We start from the raw sequence: 20,105 nt of genomic DNA on the forward strand, positions 1-20,105 counted from the left end.
CGCGGTGCCGGCGGATTCGAGTGCGGCGCAAGCCCGACCGTTCGCTGAGGACTGCCGTGCACCCCTATTCGTTGGCATGTCGGTATCAGATGGTGCCGTCTTCGGACAGCTGGATACGCGACAATCAAGACATCTGTACTGGTTGTGACTTGGATCACAGCAATTATTAGGAGTGTCGATCATGGACCTCGAGAAGCCCGTCGTACCGACCGGCCCGATTCGTGTGCGCGGCGATCTGGACCCCGCGCTGTCGCGGTGGCTGTGGCTGGTCAAGTGGCTGTTGGCGATACCGCACTACATCGTGTTGGTCTTCCTGCACATCGCGTACGCGGTCCTCACGGTCGTCGCCTTCTTCGCGATCCTGATCACCGGCAAGTACCCGCGGGCGTTGTTCGACTTCAACGTCGGTGTGATGCGCTGGGGATGGCGGGTGACCTTCTACGCGCTCTCGGTGCTCGGCACGGACAAGTACCCGCCGTTCAGCCTCCAGCCGGACGAGGAATATCCGGCCGACCTGTCGATCGACTACCCGGACACGCTGCACCGGGGCTTGGTGCTGGTGAAGTGGTGGCTGCTGGCCATTCCGCACTATCTGATCGTCGGCGCGGTGGTGAGCGGCGGCGTTCTGGCCGGGGGCGGCGACGACTGGGGCGGCGCCTCGATCTCGTTGCTGAGCATCCTGCTGATCGTCGCGTTGATCGCGTTGCTGTTCACGGCCCGCTACCCGCAGGGCGTCTACGACTTCGTGATGGGCCTCAATCGCTGGATCATCCGCGTGCAGGCCTACGCCGGTTTGATGCGGGACGAGTACCCGCCCTTCCGGCTCGACCAGGGTGCCTGCGAGACGGACTGACGCAGCCCGGCTGAATCCGCCCGCGCGGTCAGCGGGTGGATTCGTCGAGATCGTGTGGACTTGCCCGCACCGTCGAAGCCGATGTAGCCGACCGCGGCGCCCGGTTCGATCCGGACGGTCATCCGGTCGACCGCGGTGAGCGTTTCGCGGCGCCTGCGCCGGCGGCGGCCGTTCTGCGGGGTGGCCTCGGGCCCTGCAACCGGCTCGCAAGTCTTTCGGGAAGGGCAGCTCGATCGCGGACCCGGCCCCGCCGTTGAGGTGCGCGGGAGGAGAATCCTCGGGTGTTTGAGTGTCGCGCTCCCTGGGTAATAGCACTGGAGACCCGCATAGCTGCGGGTCTCCAGTGTGTTGCGCCCCCGGCAGGAATCGAACCTGCGACCTAGGGATTAGAAGGCCCTTGCTCTATCCAACTGAGCTACGGAGGCAGCGGGTTCCACGATGGCCGACATTGGCCGTGCTGTCCAGCGGGTCGATTATAGCGACCGTCCAGGTGGTCGAATTCTTAGCGTTAGCAATGTTTCAGCCATCCCGAGACAGTAGGTGACGCACCGGTGGTGATCCGGGGCCAGGATATCCGTACAAACCCGACCGGGCCACGGATTACTCGCCGAACTACGCTCAGTCGTATGTCGTCCGCCCCTACCTCGTCCGCCGCTGCCGAAGCCGGGGCTGTCCGGTCCGGGGCGACGTTCGCGACGGTCACCGCGCTGGCCGGCGCCATCGCGGCGGTGGTCGCGGCGCTGGTGGTGGGGCTGTCGGCGACGCAGGCGCTGAGTCTGCTCGGCATACCCGACCCGGGCGTGGCGACCACCTACGGCCTGCCCGCGGTGCGGGCGCTCGCCGATCTGTCGGCGGCGCTGACGGTCGGATCGCTGCTTTTCGCGGCCTTCCTGGTGCCACCGCAGCGCAACGGACTGCTGGACGTCGGCGGATACCGCGCGGTGCACCGGGCCTCCACCTTCGCGGTGGTCTGGGCATGCTGCGCGGCGCTCCTCGTGCCGCTGACGGTTTCCGACACCACGGGGCAGCCGGTCGGGGAGGCGCTGCGGCCCGACGCTCTGTGGCGGGCGATCGGTCAGATCGAGCTGGCCGGGGCCTGGCGAACGACCCTCGTGTTCGCCCTGATCGTGGCGGTCGGCTGCCGGCTCGCGCTGCGCTGGGGCTGGACTCCGGTCTTGCTCGGCGGCGCGATCGTGACCATGATGCCGCTGGCGTTGACCGGGCATTCGTCCTCGGGCGGGTCGCACGACGTGGCGACCAACAGCCTGATCCTGCACCTGGTGGCGTCCGCCGTCTGGGTCGGCGGCCTGTTCGCGGTATTGGCGCACGCCTTGCGCAGCGGCGCGTACACCGACGTGGCGGCGCGCCGCTTCTCGCTGACCGCCACGGTGGCGTTCGCCGTCATCGCGGTCAGCGGCGTGATCAACTCCTGGGTCCGGGTGCCGCTGGACGAGCTGTTCACCAGTACCTACGGCAGGCTGGTGCTGGCCAAGGCCGTCGCGCTGGCAGTGCTCGGCGTGTTCGGCTATCTGCAGCGCCGTGCCGCGTTGCCCGCCCTCGCGGCCGATCACGGCGACCGCTCGGCCTTGGTCCGCTACGCGGGCGTCGAGGTGCTGATCTTCGCCGCGACCATCGGCCTCGCGGTCGGGCTCGGCCGCACGCCGCCGCCACCCCCGGATTCCGTTCCGTCTCCCGTCGAAGTGGAACTGGGTTACGACCTGGCCGGGCCGCCCACGCTCGGCCGCATGGTGCTCGACTGGCGGTTCGATCTGATCTTCGGCACGCTGTCCGTCGTGCTCGCGGTGCTGTACCTGCTCGGCGTGCGGCGGCTGCGGGCGCGGGGTGACGCGTGGCCTGCCGGACGGACGCTCGCCTGGCTGTCCGGGTGCGTGGTGCTGCTGGTCGCCACCTCCTCCGGCGTCGGCCGGTACTCACCCGCGATGTTCAGCGTGCACATGGGGGCGCACATGGCGCTGTCGATGCTCGCACCGATCCTGTTCGCGCTGGGGGGCGCGGTGACGCTGGCGTTGCGCGCACTGCCCCCGGCGGGCCGCGGCGGCGTGCCCGGACCACGGGAATGGCTCCTCGCCGCCGTGCACAACCCGGTGTCGCGTTTCCTGACCCACCCGATCGTGGCCTCGGCGATCTTCGTCGCGGGGTTCTACGCGCTGTATCTGGGCGGCATCTTCGACGCTTATGCCGACTCGCACGCCGCCCACCTGCTGATGAACACGCACTTCCTGCTGAGCGGCTACCTGTTCTACTGGGTGGTGATCGGCATCGACCCCAAGCCGAGACAGGTGGAGCCGTTGACCAAGCTCGCCATGGTCTTCGGCTCGCTGCCGTTTCACGCGTTCTTCGGCGTCGCGCTGATGAGCACGACCACGGTGCTCGGCGGCTGGTTCTATCGCGGCCTGGGACTCGGCTGGAACGGCGATCTGCTCGGTGACCAGCGCACCGGCGGCAGCCTCGCCTGGGCGAGCGGTGAGGTGCCTCTGGTGGTGGTGATGCTGGCCTTGCTGATCCAATGGTCACGCAGCGACCATCGGCTCGCGCAGCGCACCGATCGAGCCGCCGAACGCGACAACGACGCCGCACTCGCCGCATACAACGCGATGTACGCCGAACTGGCCAAGCGAGATGGAGAAGTGCGTAAGTGAGTGAACGCGCCACCGTGGTCTCCCCACACAGACCGATCGGGCGGGTGGAACGGTCGCATGTGCGGTCCGCACGCAAGCGGCTGGCGGGGCAGATCCGCAAGACGCCGGTGTTCCACACCTCCGTGGCGAGCCCGTCCGGCCCGGTGCCGGTGACGATGAAGCTCGAGCATCTCCAGTACGGGGGGACGTTCAAGGTGCGCGGCAGTCTCAACGCGCTGCTGGAATCGGGCGAGGGAGCCGATCAGGTCGTGATCGCCTCCGGTGGCAACGCGGGTATCGCGGCCGCGCTCGCCGCGGCGCGGCTGGGCAAGTCCTGCACTGTCGTCGTTCCGGAGACGGCGCCGCACACCAAGGTCGCCGCGATGTGGTCGCACGGCGCCGACGTGCTCTGGCACGGCACCACCTACGCCGAGGCGTTGGACCACGCGACCGCGCTGGCCGCCGAACGCGGCGCGTCGCTGCTGCACGGCTACGACCTGCCCGCGGTGGTCGCGGGCATCGGTGTGGTCGGGCTGGAACTCGAAGAGCAGGTGCGCGGCCGGCCGCCGGTGCTGGCCGCGGTGGGCGGTGGCGGACTCGTCGCCGGGATCGCGGCGGCGGTCGGGCGCCGTCAGCAAGTCATCGGAGTGGAGCCCGAAGGTGCCGCGGTCCTGCGCGCGGCGCTGGCGGCGGACCATCCCGTGGACATCGTCGGGTCCGGGCTCACCGTCGACACCCTCGGCCCCACCCGGATCGGCGACATCGCCCTCGACGTCGCCCGCCGGCACGGCGTGCGGTCGCTGCTGGTCAGTGACGACGCGATCAGCGCGGCGCGGGAGTATCTGTGGCGCGAATTCCGCATCCTGGTGGAACTGGCCGGCGCCGCGGCGCTGGCCGCTGTGCACAGCGGCGCCTACGTTCCCGAGCCGGACGAGCGCCCGGTGGTCGTGCTCTGCGGCGCCAATACCGACGTGGCGGTGTTCTGATCTCCCCGGCCTGAAAAGACCGCTCTTCACAGTCGGGGACGTTGTGCACATTCCCAGATCTGTTCGCTCGACGCCCGCGGAATCGGCGCACTCTGGAGGAGCCCTCCTGGAGGGGGGAGGAAATTCGGGGCAGGCCCGGATCCGAATGTGAAGGGGCGTAATCATGTACGAGGCCCATGCGACTGTGATCGGTACGGTCGCGACCCATCCGGTCAAGCGCGACCTGACCAACGGCGAGCAGGTGGTCACCTTCCGGCTGGCGAGCAATTCGCGGCGGTTGGATCACGCGTCGGGGCAGTGGGTGGACAACGGCACCTTGTATCTCACGGTCAGCTGCTGGCGCCGGCTGGTGGTGGGGGTAGAGGCATCTCTGCGGCGCGGCGATCCGATCATCGCCTACGGCCACCTGCGCTCCCACGAGTACCGCAGCAAGGATGGTGTGGAACGACGGGATCTGGAGATGCGCGCTACCGTGGTCGGACCGGATCTGTCCCGCTGCGTCGCACGGCTGACGCGGTTGTCCGACCTGCCGTCACGGAATACTTCCGAGGCGCCCAGCGCTGAAGCTCGGGTACCGGTCGGCGATGCGCCGGGGGAGAATGTCGCAGCCGCCGGTTCGGCACCGCCTCACAGCAGCGCACCCGAGCCTGTGGACGCTTGATCGCACCACCGGTTTCGTCCTGGCGGCAGGGTAGCTCTGCTTCGTCCCCTCACTTCACGCACCGATAGGCTTCACACTTATGGCTGAGTTCATTTACCAGATGAAGAAGGTTCGCAAGGCGCACGGCGACAAAGTCGTGCTCGACGATGTCACCTTGAACTTCCTTCCCGGCGCCAAGATCGGCGTCGTCGGCCCGAACGGCGCAGGTAAATCCAGCGTGCTGAAGATCATGGCCGGACTGGACCAGCCGAACAACGGTGACGCGTTCCTCGCCGGGGGCGCTACCGTCGGCATCCTGCAGCAGGAACCTCCGCTGAACGAGGAGAAGACCGTCCGCGGCAACGTCGAGGAGGGCATGGGCGAGATCAAGGTGAAGCTCGATCGCTTCAACGAGATCGCCGAGCTGATGGCCACCGACTACTCCGACGAGCTCATGGAGGAGATGGGCAAGCTCCAGGAGGATTTGGATCACGCCGACGCGTGGGACCTGGACTCCCAGCTCGAGCAGGCGATGGACGCGCTGCGCTGCCCGCCGCCGGACGAGCCGGTCACCACCCTCTCCGGTGGTGAGCGCCGCCGGGTGGCGCTGTGCAAGCTGCTGCTGAGCAAGCCCGACCTGCTGCTGCTCGATGAGCCGACCAACCACTTGGACGCCGAGAGTGTGAACTGGCTCGAGCAGCACCTGGCGCAGTACCAGGGCGCCGTTCTCGCGGTCACCCACGACCGGTACTTCTTGGACAACGTCGCCCAGTGGATTCTCGAGCTGGACCGCGGCCGCGCCTACCCGTACGAGGGCAACTACTCCACCTACCTGGAGAAGAAGGCCGAGCGGCTCGAGGTGCAGGGCAAGAAGGACCAGAAGCTGCAGAAGCGGCTCAAGGAAGAACTCGCCTGGGTGCGATCAGGCGCGAAGGCCAGGCAGGCCAAGAACAAGGCCCGTCTGGGCCGGTACGAGGAGATGGCTGCCGAGGCCGAGAAGATGCGGAAGCTGGACTTCGAGGAGATCCAGATTCCCGCAGGCCCGCGTCTGGGCAATGTGGTGGTGGAGGTCGAGCACCTGGACAAGGGCTTCGGCGACCGCCAGCTGATCAAGGACCTGTCGTTCACCCTGCCGCGCAACGGCATCGTCGGTGTGATCGGGCCGAACGGCGTCGGTAAGACCACGCTGTTCAAGACCATCGTCGGGCTCGAGCAGCCGGACAGCGGCGAGGTGAAGGTCGGCGATACGGTCAAGCTGAGCTACGTCGACCAGAACCGCGCGGGCATCGACCCGAAGAAGACGGTGTGGCAGGTGGTCTCCGACGGTCTGGACTACATCGAGGTCGGCCAGCAGGAGATGCCGTCGCGCGCCTATGTGAGCGCGTTCGGTTTCAAGGGCCCCGACCAGCAGAAGCCCGCGGGCGTCCTGTCCGGTGGCGAGCGCAACCGGCTGAACCTCGCGATGACCCTCAAGCAGGGCGGCAACTTGATCCTGCTGGACGAGCCGACCAACGACCTCGACGTGGAGACCCTGGGTTCGCTGGAGCACGCGCTCGAGATGTTCCCCGGCTGCGCCGTGGTCATCTCGCACGACCGCTGGTTCCTCGACCGCACCTGCACCCACATCCTCGCGTGGGAGGGCGACTCCGACAACGAGGCCAAGTGGTTCTGGTTCGAGGGCAACTTCGAAGCCTACGAGGCCAACAAGGTCGAGCGGCTCGGTCCGGATGCGGCCCGCCCGCATCGGGTGACGCACCGCAAGCTGACCCGCGGCTGATTCGTCGCGGCGGGTGGGTGCACGGCGTAGTCCGCACCCACCCTGCCGGAGCGTGCGAAAGAATTCGTGTGCGAGTACCGCCCTTCGGCTGCTCGACAGAGCGGCCGTCGCCTCGGTCGCATCGCTTTTACTGATCGTCGGTCCGATCCGGTGGACGGACCACGGCGGTCCGTCACAGTTTGATGAAGGCTGCGCTCGGACCGGATGTCGGCGAGTCGATTTCGTCGTGCGTGATCCGCTGCCGGCGCCGCAGTAGCGCGGCGTCGGGCGATGGTCTTTCGGCGCTGCTCGGCGTTCGCTCGTGTGCCGTGGGAAGCGGCAGGGCCGGGAAGCGGGGCAACGAACGCTCTCGGTGGGACGGTGTGAAGAGTCTCTGTCACCGAACGCGGAAACAGGAGTGACACCTACCCGCGCGTAGCTCGCTAGGGTGGAGATGTGAATGCGCAGGCGCAGTTCGAGCAATCGGTGGCTGAGACCGCCGGTGCGGTGGCCGAGCTGACCCGAGGTACCGGTGCGGCGCCGCTGCCGCCGCGGATACGACCTGTAGTGCTCACCTGACGCTTGCGGGTCCGATTCTGTGTTGTGCCCGAGGTCGTCGCGTGCGATCTCGGGCACACGAGCGGCGAACTCCGCCGTCGTGGTGAACTCCCGCATGTCGAAAGGGAATTCACCCACGCGTCATCGGCGCACAGTTACTCTCGGACCGGCGTCACTTTGTTACGGAACCGATATCCGAGGGAGTTGGCGAAATGACCGTCTCGTCCGAATTGTCCAGCGCGGCGTGGGCCGCGGGTTTGCCGCAGTCACTGCGCGGCGAACTCGCGACGCTCGAGGAAGCGTACTTCCGCCACGTCGACGCGGGCGATGTGGACTGTGCGATCACCGGCATCACCCAGATCTTCCGCAGGCATGTGGAGTTGGCGGTGACACGCCGCCCAGGTCGCGCGCTGGTCCGGGTGTATCACCCGGATGACGGCTCCGGAATCGGTGCGGCGGTGCAGATCGTCACCGACGACATGCCGCTGCTGGTCGAGTCGATCAGCTCGTCGCTGAGCCGGATCGGCGTGAGTGTCAGCGAGATCATCCACCCGATCTTCGAGGTCGAGCGGGACGAGCAGGGGCGGCTGACGCACGCCGCCGCGCACGAGGTGGACGGCACCGGCGCGGCGGGGCTGCGCGAATCCTGGATGCACGTGCAACTGCACCCGTCGACCAGCGCGGCGCTGCTGGCCAAGGTCGAGTCCGCCGTGCCGGACGTGGTGGACGACGTGCGTCAGGTGATCGGTGACACCGAGGCCATCGAGGACGCGCAGAGCAAGCTGGCCGACGACCTGGAGCGGGCCGCGCGATCCGGGTCCGCGCCGTTCCAGCCGGTCGAGCTGACCGAGACCGCCAACCTGTTGCGCTGGCTGGCCGGCGGGAATTTCACTCTCCTCGGTTACGCGCGCTACCGGCTGAGCACCGACCAGGGCCGGGAGATGACCACCGTCCTGCCCGCCACCTGCCTCGGCGTGCTGCGGCCGGACGTGGGCACCGACTTCCACGTGCCGGTCAACGGCGGTGACCGTCCGCTGCTGACCCTGACCCAAGGGCTGGTTCCCGCCACTGTGCATCGTGCGGTGTACCCGTACTTCGTCAGCGTCGCCGATTTCGACGCGGACGGAACGGTCGTCGGCGAGCACCTGTTCATCGGGGTCTTCACGGTCACCGCCGTGCACGAGAACGTCCTGGACATCCCGGTGATCGAGCGCCGGGTCCGCTCGGCGATCGAGGAGAGCGGGTTCGATCTGCAGTCGTTCTCCGGTCAGGCGATGCTCGAGGTCATCCAGTCCTTCCCGCGCACCGAGCTGTTCTCCGCCGATGGCGACACGCTGCGTCGCACCGCCACCGCTGTACTGAGCGTGGGCCTGCGTCGCCAGGTACGCCTGTTCTTGCGTGCGGACACCTATGGCCGCTATGTCGCCTGCCTGGTCTATCTGCCGCGTGACCGGTACACCACCAACGCACGGCTGGAGATGCAGGATATCCTGGTCCGCGAACTGGGTGGGGTGTCCATCGACTACTCCGCGCGGGTGGGCGAAAGCGACTTGGCGCGTGTGTATTTCACGGTGCGCATGCCGGAAGCCGAGCACGGTGCCCCGCGGCAGACGCCACCCGCCGCCGACACTTCCGAGCCCAACCGGCTGCGTCTGCAGAACTTGCTCGCCGAGGCGACTCGTACCTGGGACGATCGCTTGAACGACGAGGTGAGCACGTCGACGGTGCTCGATCCCGCCGTGGTGCAGCAGTACGCGGAAGCCTTTCCCGAGGGCTACAAACAGGATTTCGCCGCACCCCGCGCACTGCGCGACATTGTGCGCCTGGAGCGGCTGCGCGACGGCGGCATAGACCAATACTTGTATCGGAAGCCGGATTCGGCACCCGGTTCGTGGCGCTTCACCTTCTACATCGGTGGCAGTGGGATCTCGTTGAGCCAGGTGCTGCCGCTGTTGCAGAGCCTCGGCGTCGAGGTGGTCGACGAGCGGCCGTACCAGATCGAGCTGGAGGCCGGTGACGGCGGCGCAGGCGGTGAGCGGTGGATCTACGACTTCGGCCTGCTCGCCCGTTCGGAGCTGCTGCGCAGTTCACTCGATCGGGATCTGGACGCGGAACTGCTGGAGTCCTCCAAACGCGCCGACGTGCTGGAGGCGGAGGTGCGCGGGCTGCGTGAGCGGTTCGTGGAAGCCTTCGAGGCGATGTGGTACGGCCGCGCGGAGGCGGACGGTCTGAACGAACTCGTGCTGCGCGCCCGGCTGCCGTGGCGGGCGGTCTCGATCCTGCGTACCTACGCGAAGTACTTGCAGCAGGCGGGTTTTCCGTACAGCCAGGCCAATATCTGCCGTGTGCTGCTCACCTATCCGGATATCGCGCGCCTGTTCGTCGACCTGTTCGCGGCGCGGTTCGATCCCGACACCGTCTCCGCCGAGCACTCCGCGGAATTGGAGACGCAGGTGCGCGGGCGGATCGATGAGGTGGTCAGCCTGGACGCGGACCGCATTCTGCGCGCGATTCTCGGCCTGATCAAGGCGACGCTGCGCACCAACTACTACGTGACCGACGTGGAAGGCAAGCCGCGCGACTACGTCTCGGTGAAAGTCGAGCCGCGAGAAATCGCCGAACTGCCGAAACCGAAGCCGCAGTTCGAGATCTTCGTGTACTCGCCTCGGGTGGAGGGTGTGCACCTGCGTTTCGGGTCGGTGGCGCGTGGTGGTCTGCGGTGGTCGGATCGGTTGGAGGATTTCCGTACCGAGATTCTCGGTCTGGTGAAGGCGCAGGCGGTGAAGAACGCGGTGATCGTGCCGGTCGGCGCGAAGGGCGGTTTCGTGGTCAAGCAACCGCCCGCGGCCACCGGCGATCCGGTGGCGGACCGGCAGGCGCTGGGTTCGGAGGGCGTGGCCTGCTATCGCACGTTCATCTCCGGTCTGTTGGACGTGACCGACAATGTGGATCGCGCGACCGGTGCGGTGCTGCCTCCCGCCCGAGTCGTGCGGCGCGATGGTGACGACACCTACCTGGTGGTGGCCGCGGACAAAGGCACCGCGACGTTCTCCGATATCGCCAATGATGTGGCCCAGAGTTACGGATTCTGGCTCGGTGACGCGTTCGCCTCCGGCGGTTCGGCCGGTTATGACCATAAGGCGATGGGCATCACGGCCAAGGGCGCGTGGGAGAGCGTGAAGCGGCACTTCCGTGAGATGGAACTCGACACCCAGACCCAGGACTTCACCGTGGTCGGTGTCGGTGACATGAGTGGCGATGTGTTCGGCAACGGCATGTTGTTGTCGGAGCACATTCGTCTGGTGGCCGCGTTCGACCACCGGCACATCTTCCTCGACCCCGACCCGGACGCGGCACGTTCCTATCGGGAGCGGCAGCGGATGTTCGCGTTGCCGAGGTCGTCGTGGGCGGATTACGACACGTCGCTGATCAGTTCCGGTGGAGGTGTGTGGGACCGCACCGTGAAGGCCGTGCCGATCAGCCCGCAGGCCAGGGCGGCCCTCGGCCTCGGCGAAGACGTCGTCTCGCTGTCGCCGCCGGATCTGGTCCGCGCCATCCTGCTCGCCCCGGTCGATCTGCTGTGGAACGGCGGTATCGGCACTTACATCAAGGCGAGTACCGAGACCAATGCCGAGGTGGGTGACAAGTCCAACGACCCGGTTCGCGTCAACGGGAACAAGCTGCGGGTCAAGGTGATCGGCGAGGGCGGCAACTTGGGTGCGACGGCGCTGGGCCGGATCGAGTTCTGCCGCAACGGCGGGCGGATGAATACCGACGCGCTGGACAACTCGGCGGGCGTGGACTGCTCCGACCACGAGGTCAACATCAAGATCCTGCTCGATGCCGTCGTCTCCAGTGGCGAACTCGCTGTCGCCGAGCGTAATCCGCTGCTGGCCTCGATGACCGACGAGGTCGCGCAGATGGTCCTGCGGGACAACGTGGCGCAGAACTTCCTCATGGGTCTCTCGCGCACCGAAGCGTCGCAGATGCAGAGCGTGCAGATGCGGCTGGTCGAAGATCTCGAACACCGTCGCGGCCTGGATCGCGAACTCGAGGCGCTGCCCTCGGATCAGGAGATGAAGCGCAGGCTGGAAGAGGGCTCCGGGCTGGCGTCACCGGAGCTGGCCAATCTGATGGCGCACGTGAAGCTCTCACTCAAGGCCGATCTGCTGGATTCCGACCTGCCCGACAGCCAGTACTTCGCCATGCGGCTGCCGGATTACTTCCCGACACCGCTGCGCGACCGCTTCGGAGCGGCGATCAAGCGCCACCGGCTGCGCCGGGAGATTGTCACCACCATGATCGCCAACGAAATGGTGGACTACGGCGGGATCACCTATGCGCACCGGCTGAACGAGGAGGTCGGCGCCACCACTACCGATGCGGTGCGCGCCTTCGCCGCGGCCAGCGGGATCTTCGACCTGCACCGGACATGGGCGCGAATCCGTGCGTCCGACGCGCCCACATCGGTGCGCGACCTGCTCGAACTGGAGACGAAGCGCACGCTGGACCGGGCGTCCCGGTGGCTGCTGAGCAACCGGCCCCAGCCGGTCGCGGTGGGCTCGGAAATCAGCCGGTACCGCGCCGACGTGCGCGAACTCGCCCCGAAGGTGCCTGGATGGCTGCGCGGACACCACGTGTCCACTCTCACCGACCGGTCCGCCGAGTTGATCGCCCGCGGCGCGCCGACCGATCTGGCCACCGAGGTCTTCGGCCTGCTCCACCTGTTCCCGCTGCTGGACATCGTGGACATCGCCGACATCACCGACCGGGACGGCGACGAGGTCGGGTCGCTGTACTACGCGCTCAACGATCACCTCAAGATCGACTGGCTGTTGCAGGCGGTCAGCCACCTCGAACGCGGCGACCGCTGGCACGCGCTGGCGCGGCTCGCGCTGCGCGACGACATGTACGGGTCGTTGCGCTCGCTCACCCTCGACGTGCTCTCCGGCGGCGACCCCGAGGAGACGGCGGATGAGAAGATTGCATACTGGGAGTCGAAGAATCAGTCCCGCCTCGGCCGAGCCAGGGCGGCGCTGTCGGAATTGTTCGAGTCCGGAACCCACGATCTCGCCACGTTGTCGGTTGCAGCGCGGCAAGTGCGGAGCATGGTGAGCGGGGTGGGCGCTCAATCGGAGGTACCACGTTGACGAGTTCGGCGAGCGGAAGTGGGAAAGCGGCGGGCAGTCTCGTGCTGCCCAGGCGTTTCCACGCGAAGGTGGACGTCAGGTGGTCGGACATGGACGTGTTCCAGCACGTCAACCATGCCCGGATGGTGACGCTGCTGGAAGAGGCACGGATTCCGTGGCTGTTCGAGGACGGTCGTCCGACCGCCCCGCTGCGCGAGGGCTGCGTACTCGCCGATCTGCGGGTCCGCTACCGCGGCCAGCTGCGGCACGAGGACACGCCGCTGGATATCGCCATGTGGATCGAGCAGTTGCGCGCGGTGGACTTCACCATCGGCTACGAGGTGCGGGCGGCGGGCGCACAGCCCGATTCGCCCGCGGCCGTGGTCGCGTCCACGCAGATCGCGGCGTTCGACATGCGGGCGCAACGATTGCGCAGGCTCACCGACGGCGAGCGTGATTACCTGTCGGAATGGATGGAGTGAGCGGCCGCGCGTCGATGATCGTCGAGTGCTGACGGCGGAGCTGCCGTGAGAGCGGAACAACGAGTGCTGCACGTGCCGGATCCGGCGGAGCGAGAGAATCTCGCGACGTTTCTGACCAGGGCCGTGCGGCTGGACCCGGCGGCGGTGGTGCGCCTGCGCCGCCGGGGGGAGAAGTACGTCGCGGCCTGGGTGGCGACGGGTTTCGAGGCGCTGGCCATGCGCACCGTGGTCGCGGAACTCGGTGTCGACGACGTGACGGTCGGCGCCGATCTCGTGCTGGCCGGATCGGCGAGCGGAGGTCCCATCGACCTGGGATATTCGATGGACTCCGCGTGGCGGGGCGCGCTGCCGCCCATGGACGGTTTCGCGCACGTCGACGACGTGCCCGCGCGCACCCTGGTCGAACTCGCCGAGCAGGGTGCGCAGCTGGCGAAGGAACACGGCAGCAGCCACGGCCCGCCCGCCTCATTGCTCGATCAGGCGGTGTTGACCGTCTCCGGCGCGGGCGCCCGGGTAGAGGTGCCGATGCGGGTCGTCTTCGCGCTCACCGCGATGGACTTCATCCCGCATTCGGGGGAGAAAGCAGACCCCCGCCGCATCCCGCCCACCGAGATCGTGCGCGTCCGGGCGACCAGGACATGGCTGCGGCTCGACGCCCGCTACGGCTCGGTGGCTCGGCGGCTCGGTGGAGGGATCCCTCTTCTGCCGCACTGAGCGTGCCGCGCACCGAAACCGCTGCGGAGCGGACACCGTTGCGCCGGCCCGAATGTCCACGTCCGTGTCGTCGAGCATCGCGCCGCGTCACCCCCCGATTGTGCTGCCGTGCACGACTTTCGCTGCACGATGTGGCTATCGACGCGCGAGTGTCCTCGGACCGGAAACGCTTCCCGGACCACTCTCTCACCACTCCCGCTGCCCTGGGCCGCGCACATCGACGGTTGGCTGCGCGGGGTGTTGCGGCGGCCGTCGACACGCCTCGAGGGTGGATCGCCCGCCGGTGCCGACGGGCGGTCGTGCTGCCGTCGGCAGCGCGCAGGTTCCGCCGGCGACGAATGGACGCGCGCCGAACCGGCCCTCCGCAAGAATCGACTGGGCCTCCGCACGATGACCATCGAGCCCGGTTGTGCCGCACGCAGCGGTATTCGTATGGGGGAGGCTGACTCGGTAGCACATGGGCGCCCGGGAGCGATCGATGGTATGGGCGGCGCCGTCAGCAGGAGGGGACGGCGCCGCCCCTCGCGAAAAACGGTGGCAGAAAGTGTGTTCGGGCCCGTCAGGGGACGCCGATCAAGCGAAGGAGTGCCGCCGTCGCGGCGGCGGCGAGCATGACCATCAAGATGGGGCGTTGGAACCAGGCCAGCACTCCGCCGACGAGAACGCCTGCGGGCATGGCGAATCCAAGGCTCGCGGTGCCGATCGGCAGCGTTGTCACGGCCACCACCGCGGCCAGCAGCACTACGGCGCTGATTTCCAGCAAGCGCACCACGCGCGCCGGGATGCGCACCCGCTCGCGCAGCGCGGGCCCGGCCCAGCGAAACGCGTAGGTGCCCGCGGCGAGGGCGATGATTCCGGCGGCCAGCATCACACGGCTTCCCGCGCGGCCGACGGCGCAGGTCTTTCCCGCGCCGCGACCAGTACCCCGCACAGGGCGAGGAGGACCGGCAGTCCGGTGGGCAGGAACGGAGCGCAGGCCAGCGCGATCGCCGTGCCCGCAGCGACCGCGGCGAGGGTGGTGCGATCCCGCAGGGCCGGCAGCACCAGCGCGAGCAGGACCGCGGGAAACACCGCGTCGAGGCCGAATGCCGACGTGTCCGGGACCACCGATCCGATCAACGCCCCGATGGCAGCGCCGCCGGGCCAGGCGAGCAGCACCCCTGCGCCGGTGAGCCAGTAGGCCGCCCGCCTGCGCCGCGCGTCGGGCTGCGCGATGGTCATGGCGACCGACTCGTCGTTCATCAAATGGACGCCCAGTGACCTGCGCCAGCCCGTGCCCACCGCGTCCGGGACCGACAGTCCGTACGGCACATGCCTGGCGTTCACCAGCAGACCCGCCAGCACCCCCGCGATCGGACTGCCCCCCGCGGCGACGATCCCGATGAAGAGGAATTCCGAGCTTCCGGCGAGCACTACGCACCCGAGCAGGATCGGAAGCCAGATCGGCAAGCCCGCCGCGACCGCGGTCGCCCCGTAGGAGACCCCCATCACGCCGACGGCGAGGCACACCGCCCCGATGCCCGCCATGACATCCCGATCTAGTGTTCGCCATATCGAACGCATGTTGTTTATAGTGAACATGGCGCCCGGTTCCGTCAATATGGTTTTCTGTCGCTGGTTCCGTAGGCAGTAGGTGCGGCGGGGCGCGACCGATCGCACGACCACAGTTTTCGAGCGAAGCGAGACCGAACACGCAGCGCCACAGGCACTGCAGAACAAAACGGAGCGGGTATGACCGAGCGGGACGCGACGACGACACCCCAGGCGGTGATCGCCGCAGCGCTGCGCCGCGAGCGCACTCGGGCCGGGTTGTCGCTGAGCGAGGTCGCCGGCCGGGCGGGCATCGCGAAATCCACGTTGTCGCAATTGGAATCGGGAACCGGGAACCCGAGCCTGGAGACATTGTGGGCGTTGTGCGTGACCCTTGATATGCCGTTCTCCCGATTGCTCGACCCGCCGCGCCCGAGCGTCCACGTGATTCGCGCCGGTGAGGGCCCGGTCGTCGCGGCCGAGCAATCCGAATACCGGGCGACGCTGCTGGCGGCCGGGCCGGCCAATTCCCGCCGCGACCTGTTTCGCATCACCGCGGAACCGGGGCATGCGCGCCGATCGGATCCGCACATCGCCGGTGTGGTCGAGCACGTCCTGCTCGCCGAGGGGCGCGCGCTGGCCGGACCGGTCGACGCACCCGTCGAATTACACCCGGGCGACTACATCGCATACCCGGGCGACCGGCCGCATGTGTTCGAAGCGCTGGCTTCGCCGACCTGGGCGACGCTGGTGGTGGAATACACCTGATCCGTCAGGCGGCGCCTTCGCCGAGATATTGCAACCACACGGGGTCGAGTTCGGTGGTGGTGGACAGCAGGCGCCAGTGCGGGCCCTTCGGCGAGACCAGTGGGGCTCGCAGCGTCCAGCCCAGCTCGCTGAGCAGCTTGTCGGCTTTGCGGTGATTGCACGGCGCGCAGCTGGCGACGCAGTTCTCCCAGGAATGTTCCCCGCCGCGGCTGCGCGGGATGACGTGATCGATGGTCTCGGCCTTGCCGCCGCAGTACCCGCAGCGGTAGCGATCCCGGTGCATGAGGGCGGCGCGGGTCATCGGCACCCGGGCGCGATACGGGACGTGGACATAGCTGCGCAGGCGGATCACGGAGGGGATGGCCACCGATGTCTCGGCGGAATGGACTACCGGCCCTTCGTCGTTGTGATGAATGGCGTCGGCCTTGTCGCAGATGAGCAGGACGATCGCGCGGCGCGCGGACAGAGCGGTGAGCGGCTCGTAGGTGGCGTTCAACAGCAACACCCTGGTCTTGAGCCAGTTCGTGCCCTCGGCGAGCGGGGCGGTGGGGCGGGGTCCGTGGTCGTGATGGCCACGATGTCCACCCGGATGATGGTCGGACACGATGTGCAGCGGAGTAGCCCCCGACCCACGATTGTGGACGTCGGCGGGCTGGAGTTGTCGGTGCGCTCGCGCCTCGTGTGATCGGGCGCCGTGCCGCTGCTTCATCTCGACCTCGATTTCATGATTGGCAGGATCATGTGGTATCTGCAAAGCAGAGACTGTCACCCAGTTGACCATGGAATGTCGGGCATTGCACGGTGATTTTCGACAATGTCCGGTTAACTGTGGCTGAAGTGCCATTTCAGTGCGATGTTCCGGTTGCCGAGCGGCGGCGCGAGGGCAGTGCGGCGGCAGTCCCCCGGCGCGGGCACAATGGACAGCGGCGCATCCGGTGAATCGAGAGGGTCTATGACTTCGGGCGAGCAAACGGCGACGTCGTTCTACGAGGAGGTCGGTGGGGCGGAGACGTTCCGGCGGCTCGTCGCGACGTTCTATCGCGAGGTGGCCGCCGACGAGGTGCTGCGCCCGCTGTATCCGGAGGAGGACCTCGGCCCGGCGGAGCGTCGCTTGCGAATGTTCCTGGAGCAGTACTGGGGCGGTCCGCGCACCTACTCCGACGAGCGTGGCCATCCCCGCCTGCGCATGCGGCACATGCCGTTCACCATCGGACCGATCGAGCGGGACGCATGGTTGCGGTGCATGCGCATCGCGGTCGCCGAGATCGAGCCCGAGGCCCTGGACGACGAGCATCGCAAGGCGCTGCTCGACTACCTGGAGATGGCCGCCAACTCGTTGGTGAACGCCCCGTTCTGACAGCGCGTTCAGCACGGCGGTCGGTGTGTTTTCTACCGCGTTGAGGTGACGGCGTATTCGCTGGTGAACAGCGGGTGACGGGAGCGTTGCGCCGGAGAGGTGCTGTAGAGCAGTGCTTTTCGCCTCGGCAGCGGTCGGTGCCGAACATTTGCCCACGATTCGAAAGCCGATATCGCCTGAAGGCTTTCGCATCGAAAATTTGGCACTATTGCGGATGTGAGTGATGCACCAGCCGTAACGGCGCCGGTGGATCCCACCACCCAGTCGTGGTGGCGGTCTGCCGTGTTCTACCAGGTTTATCCGAGATCCTTCGCGGACTCGAGCGGAGACGGGGTGGGCGATCTCGGGGGAGTCCGGGACAAATTGGGCTATCTGGAACTGCTCGGGGTCGACGCGCTGTGGATCTGCCCCGTGATGCGTTCGCCGATGGCCGACGGTGGCTACGACGTTGCCGACCCGCGTGACATCGATCAGCTCTTCGGCGGGCTCGCCGCGATGGACGCGCTGATCGCCGAGGCGCACGCCCGCCGGATCAGGGTGACCATGGACCTGGTGCCCAACCACACCAGCGACCAGCATCCGTGGTTCCGCGCGGCGCTGGCGGCGGCTCCCGGCAGCCCGGAACGCGATCGGTACATCTTCCGCGACGGCCGTGGGCCCGGCGGCGGCGAGCCGCCGAACAACTGGCCGAGCATCTTCGGTGGTCCCGCCTGGACCAGGATCACCGAACCCGACGGCACGCCCGGCCAGTGGTACCTGCACATCTTCGCCCGTGAGCAGCCCGATCTGAACTGGTCGAATCCCGAGGTCGCGGCCGATTTCGAGCAGACGCTGCGGTTCTGGCTCGACCGCGGGGTGGACGGATTCCGGATCGACGTCGCGCACGGCATGGCCAAGCCCGACGGTCTGCCGGACATGCCCGAGCTGTCCGCCTCCGCCCTGCTCGCGCACGACGACAGCGACCCGCGGTTCAACAATCCGGCCGTGCACGACATCCATCGCCGGATCCGCAAGGTAGTCGAGGAATACCCGGACGCGGTGACCATCGGTGAGGTGTGGGTGAACGACAACACCCGCTTCGGCGAGTACGTACGCCCCGACGAACTGCATCTGGCGTTCAACTTCCGCCTCGCCGAATCGGCGTTCGACGCCGAGGCGGTGCGCAACGCGATCGACAACTCGCTCGCCGCCGTCGCGCCGGTCTTCGCCGTGCCCACCTGGACGCTGTCCAACCACGACATCGAGCGCGAGGTCACCCGCTACGGCGGCGGCGCGCTCGGCGTCGCGCGAGCGCGGGCGATGATCCTGCTGGAACTGGCGCTGCCGGGGGCGGTGTTCGTCTACAACGGTTCCGAGCTGGGGTTGCCCAATGTCGACGACCTGCCGGATGACGTGTTGCAGGATCCGGTGTGGGAGCGCTCGGGGCACACCCAGCGCGGCCGGGACGGCTGCCGGGTGCCGCTGCCCTGGGAGGGCGCCGCGCCGCCGTACGGGTTCACCACCGGAACGCCGTGGCTGCCGATTCCGCCGGACTGGGCGCCGCTGACCGTGGAGGCTCAGCTCGAGGAGCTGGGGTCGACACTGTCGCTGTATCGCCTCGGGATCGAACTGCGCTCGCTGCGGCCGGAGTTCGCGGGGGACCGGATCGAGTGGTACGGCAGCCCGCCGGGCTGTCTCGCGTTCCGCCGCCCGGGGGGATTGGTCTGCGTGCTCAACGCCTCGGACGCGCCCATCCAGCTCCCGCCGGGAGACGTGCTGCTGTCCAGCGCGCCGACCGAGGGAGGCCAGCTGCCGCCGAGCGCGGCCGCCTGGCTGGTCTGAGCCACGGCGAAACTCCCAGCTCGGCGCGGGTGCGGCCGACACGGACGGCGATCCGGCTCGACCGGGCGGAGAACTACTACAGAGGATCGTCTACCTTTGACCCCGTGAGCATTCTCGAGACAGTGCTGATCTTCGCCGGCATCCCGCTGGTGATCTACGGCGTGATCGCCGGATTGTCGTTCCTCGGTAAGCCACTGCCTGGCGAGAAGCCGGTCCACTTCGCCCTCGGCCAGAAGTGGACCCAGCCGCCGGTGCTGTGGAGTGCCACCGAAGAGGTGATCGGCTCGGGTCACCACTTCGCGGAAACGCCGCATGGACAGCATGCGGCCATCGAGTCCACCGAGGTGGAACTGATCGGAGGACGGGCAAGTGGCAGGTTCTAAGTGGCCCGCGGTAGTCGAAGCCGATCTGCCGCACGGATACGCGATCACCCCCAGCGGGCGCGTCTCCGGCGTGCACGAGGCCGGCGACGTGTTCAAGGAAGCGCCGTTCAATGATGAAGAGCGGCTCACCATGGACAACGTGCTGACCGAGGCGACCCGCGCGACCAAGGTGCGCTTCAACGTCTACATCGGCGACCTGGGCGAGGACCCGGCCGCGGCCGCGGACGCGATTTTCCCCGGCACGCCCGAGGCGGCGCACTCGGTGCTGATCGCCGTCTCGCCCAACGAGAAGGCGATCGAGGTGCGCTCGGGGCGGGCGGTCGCCGACCGTGCGAACGATCGCGTCTGCCAGCTCGGCGTCACCGCCGCGCTGAGCTCGTTCCGGCAGGGCCAGCTGATCGACGGTGTGGTCTCCGCGGTCCGCGTGATGGCCGCCGCCATCGGCAGGTAGGGGATCGGTTCACCGGCGCGTCCACCCGGTTGCCGGGC

At 67.9% G+C, this 20,105-nt stretch carries 16 protein-coding genes and 1 tRNA gene; 13 read left to right on the plus strand and 4 right to left on the minus strand.

Going from position 1 to position 20,105, the window contains the following annotated elements; all coding sequences use genetic code 11:
- Positions 1 to 181 precede the first annotated feature (181 nt).
- Positions 182 to 853, plus strand: coding sequence for a DUF4389 domain-containing protein (locus tag ACFU5M_RS25195; protein WP_379053127.1), 672 nt, complete (start codon positions 182 to 184; stop codon positions 851 to 853).
- A 351-nt stretch (positions 854 to 1,204) separates the two neighbouring features.
- Here ACFU5M_RS25195 and ACFU5M_RS25200 read toward each other — a convergent pair.
- Positions 1,205 to 1,278, minus strand: a tRNA-Arg gene (locus ACFU5M_RS25200).
- A gap of 201 nt (positions 1,279 to 1,479) precedes the next feature.
- On the opposite strand from ACFU5M_RS25200, the gene ACFU5M_RS25205 reads away from it, so the two are divergent.
- From ACFU5M_RS25205 to ACFU5M_RS25235, 7 genes are all read left to right on the plus strand, one after another.
- Entirely contained in the window at positions 1,480 to 3,513 is a 2,034-nt protein-coding gene (locus ACFU5M_RS25205) for a cytochrome c oxidase assembly protein (protein WP_379053128.1), read from the plus strand.
- Positions 3,510 to 4,478, plus strand: a complete 969-nt coding sequence (locus tag ACFU5M_RS25210; RefSeq protein ID WP_379053130.1) for a serine/threonine dehydratase — start codon at positions 3,510 to 3,512, stop codon at positions 4,476 to 4,478. The genes ACFU5M_RS25205 and ACFU5M_RS25210 overlap by 4 nt, the downstream gene beginning before the upstream one ends.
- A gap of 163 nt (positions 4,479 to 4,641) precedes the next feature.
- Positions 4,642 to 5,139 (plus strand): single-stranded DNA-binding protein, encoded by a 498-nt coding sequence (locus ACFU5M_RS25215; protein WP_379053131.1) that lies wholly within the window; start codon positions 4,642 to 4,644, stop codon positions 5,137 to 5,139.
- Between the two features lie 79 nt (positions 5,140 to 5,218).
- Positions 5,219 to 6,895, plus strand: a complete 1,677-nt coding sequence (gene ettA / locus ACFU5M_RS25220) for an energy-dependent translational throttle protein EttA (protein ID WP_379053132.1) — start codon at positions 5,219 to 5,221, stop codon at positions 6,893 to 6,895.
- A 749-nt stretch (positions 6,896 to 7,644) separates the two neighbouring features.
- Positions 7,645 to 12,582: an NAD-glutamate dehydrogenase gene (locus ACFU5M_RS25225; RefSeq protein ID WP_379053133.1), complete on the plus strand. Its 4,938-nt coding sequence runs from the start codon at positions 7,645 to 7,647 to the stop codon at positions 12,580 to 12,582.
- Positions 12,583 to 12,671: 89 nt separating this feature from the next.
- Positions 12,672 to 13,043: an acyl-CoA thioesterase gene (locus ACFU5M_RS25230; protein WP_379053149.1), complete on the plus strand. Its 372-nt coding sequence runs from the start codon at positions 12,672 to 12,674 to the stop codon at positions 13,041 to 13,043.
- A gap of 45 nt (positions 13,044 to 13,088) precedes the next feature.
- Entirely contained in the window at positions 13,089 to 13,757 is a 669-nt protein-coding gene (locus ACFU5M_RS25235; protein ID WP_379053135.1) for a hypothetical protein, read from the plus strand.
- A 559-nt stretch (positions 13,758 to 14,316) separates the two neighbouring features.
- Here ACFU5M_RS25235 and ACFU5M_RS25240 read toward each other — a convergent pair.
- Positions 14,317 to 14,625, minus strand: coding sequence for an AzlD domain-containing protein (locus tag ACFU5M_RS25240; protein WP_379053137.1), 309 nt, complete (start codon positions 14,623 to 14,625; stop codon positions 14,317 to 14,319).
- Positions 14,625 to 15,320 carry an AzlC family ABC transporter permease gene (locus ACFU5M_RS25245; RefSeq protein ID WP_379053138.1) on the minus strand — a complete coding sequence of 232 codons (696 nt, stop codon included), beginning with the start codon at positions 15,318 to 15,320 and terminating at the stop codon, positions 14,625 to 14,627. The genes ACFU5M_RS25240 and ACFU5M_RS25245 overlap by 1 nt, the downstream gene beginning before the upstream one ends.
- 168 nt (positions 15,321 to 15,488) lie before the next feature.
- Here ACFU5M_RS25245 and ACFU5M_RS25250 point away from each other — a divergent pair, with 168 nt between their 5' ends.
- A complete protein-coding gene (locus tag ACFU5M_RS25250; protein WP_379053139.1) occupies positions 15,489 to 16,055 on the plus strand; it encodes a helix-turn-helix domain-containing protein in 567 nt (188 codons plus the stop codon).
- 4 nt (positions 16,056 to 16,059) lie between these two features.
- On the opposite strand, the gene ACFU5M_RS25255 is transcribed toward ACFU5M_RS25250, so the two are convergent.
- Positions 16,060 to 16,764 (minus strand): HNH endonuclease, encoded by a 705-nt coding sequence (locus tag ACFU5M_RS25255; RefSeq protein ID WP_379053140.1) that lies wholly within the window; start codon positions 16,762 to 16,764, stop codon positions 16,060 to 16,062.
- Between the two features lie 243 nt (positions 16,765 to 17,007).
- Between ACFU5M_RS25255 and ACFU5M_RS25260 the strand changes: the two genes are divergently transcribed.
- The 4 genes from ACFU5M_RS25260 (at position 17,008) to ACFU5M_RS25275 (ending at position 20,067) form a co-directional block, all read left to right on the plus strand.
- A complete protein-coding gene (locus tag ACFU5M_RS25260) occupies positions 17,008 to 17,412 on the plus strand; it encodes a globin (RefSeq protein WP_379053142.1) in 405 nt (134 codons plus the stop codon).
- Between the two features lie 216 nt (positions 17,413 to 17,628).
- Positions 17,629 to 19,233: an alpha-amylase family glycosyl hydrolase gene (locus tag ACFU5M_RS25265; protein WP_379053144.1), complete on the plus strand. Its 1,605-nt coding sequence runs from the start codon at positions 17,629 to 17,631 to the stop codon at positions 19,231 to 19,233.
- 104 nt (positions 19,234 to 19,337) lie between these two features.
- A complete protein-coding gene (locus ACFU5M_RS25270; RefSeq protein WP_379053145.1) occupies positions 19,338 to 19,616 on the plus strand; it encodes a hypothetical protein in 279 nt (92 codons plus the stop codon).
- Positions 19,603 to 20,067 (plus strand): DUF5130 domain-containing protein, encoded by a 465-nt coding sequence (locus ACFU5M_RS25275; protein WP_379053147.1) that lies wholly within the window; start codon positions 19,603 to 19,605, stop codon positions 20,065 to 20,067. The genes ACFU5M_RS25270 and ACFU5M_RS25275 overlap by 14 nt, the downstream gene beginning before the upstream one ends.
- Positions 20,068 to 20,105: the final 38 nt, after the last annotated feature.

Source organism: Nocardia sp. NPDC057455 (assembly GCF_042802775.1).
Taxonomy (GTDB): domain Bacteria; phylum Actinomycetota; class Actinomycetes; order Mycobacteriales; family Mycobacteriaceae; genus Nocardia.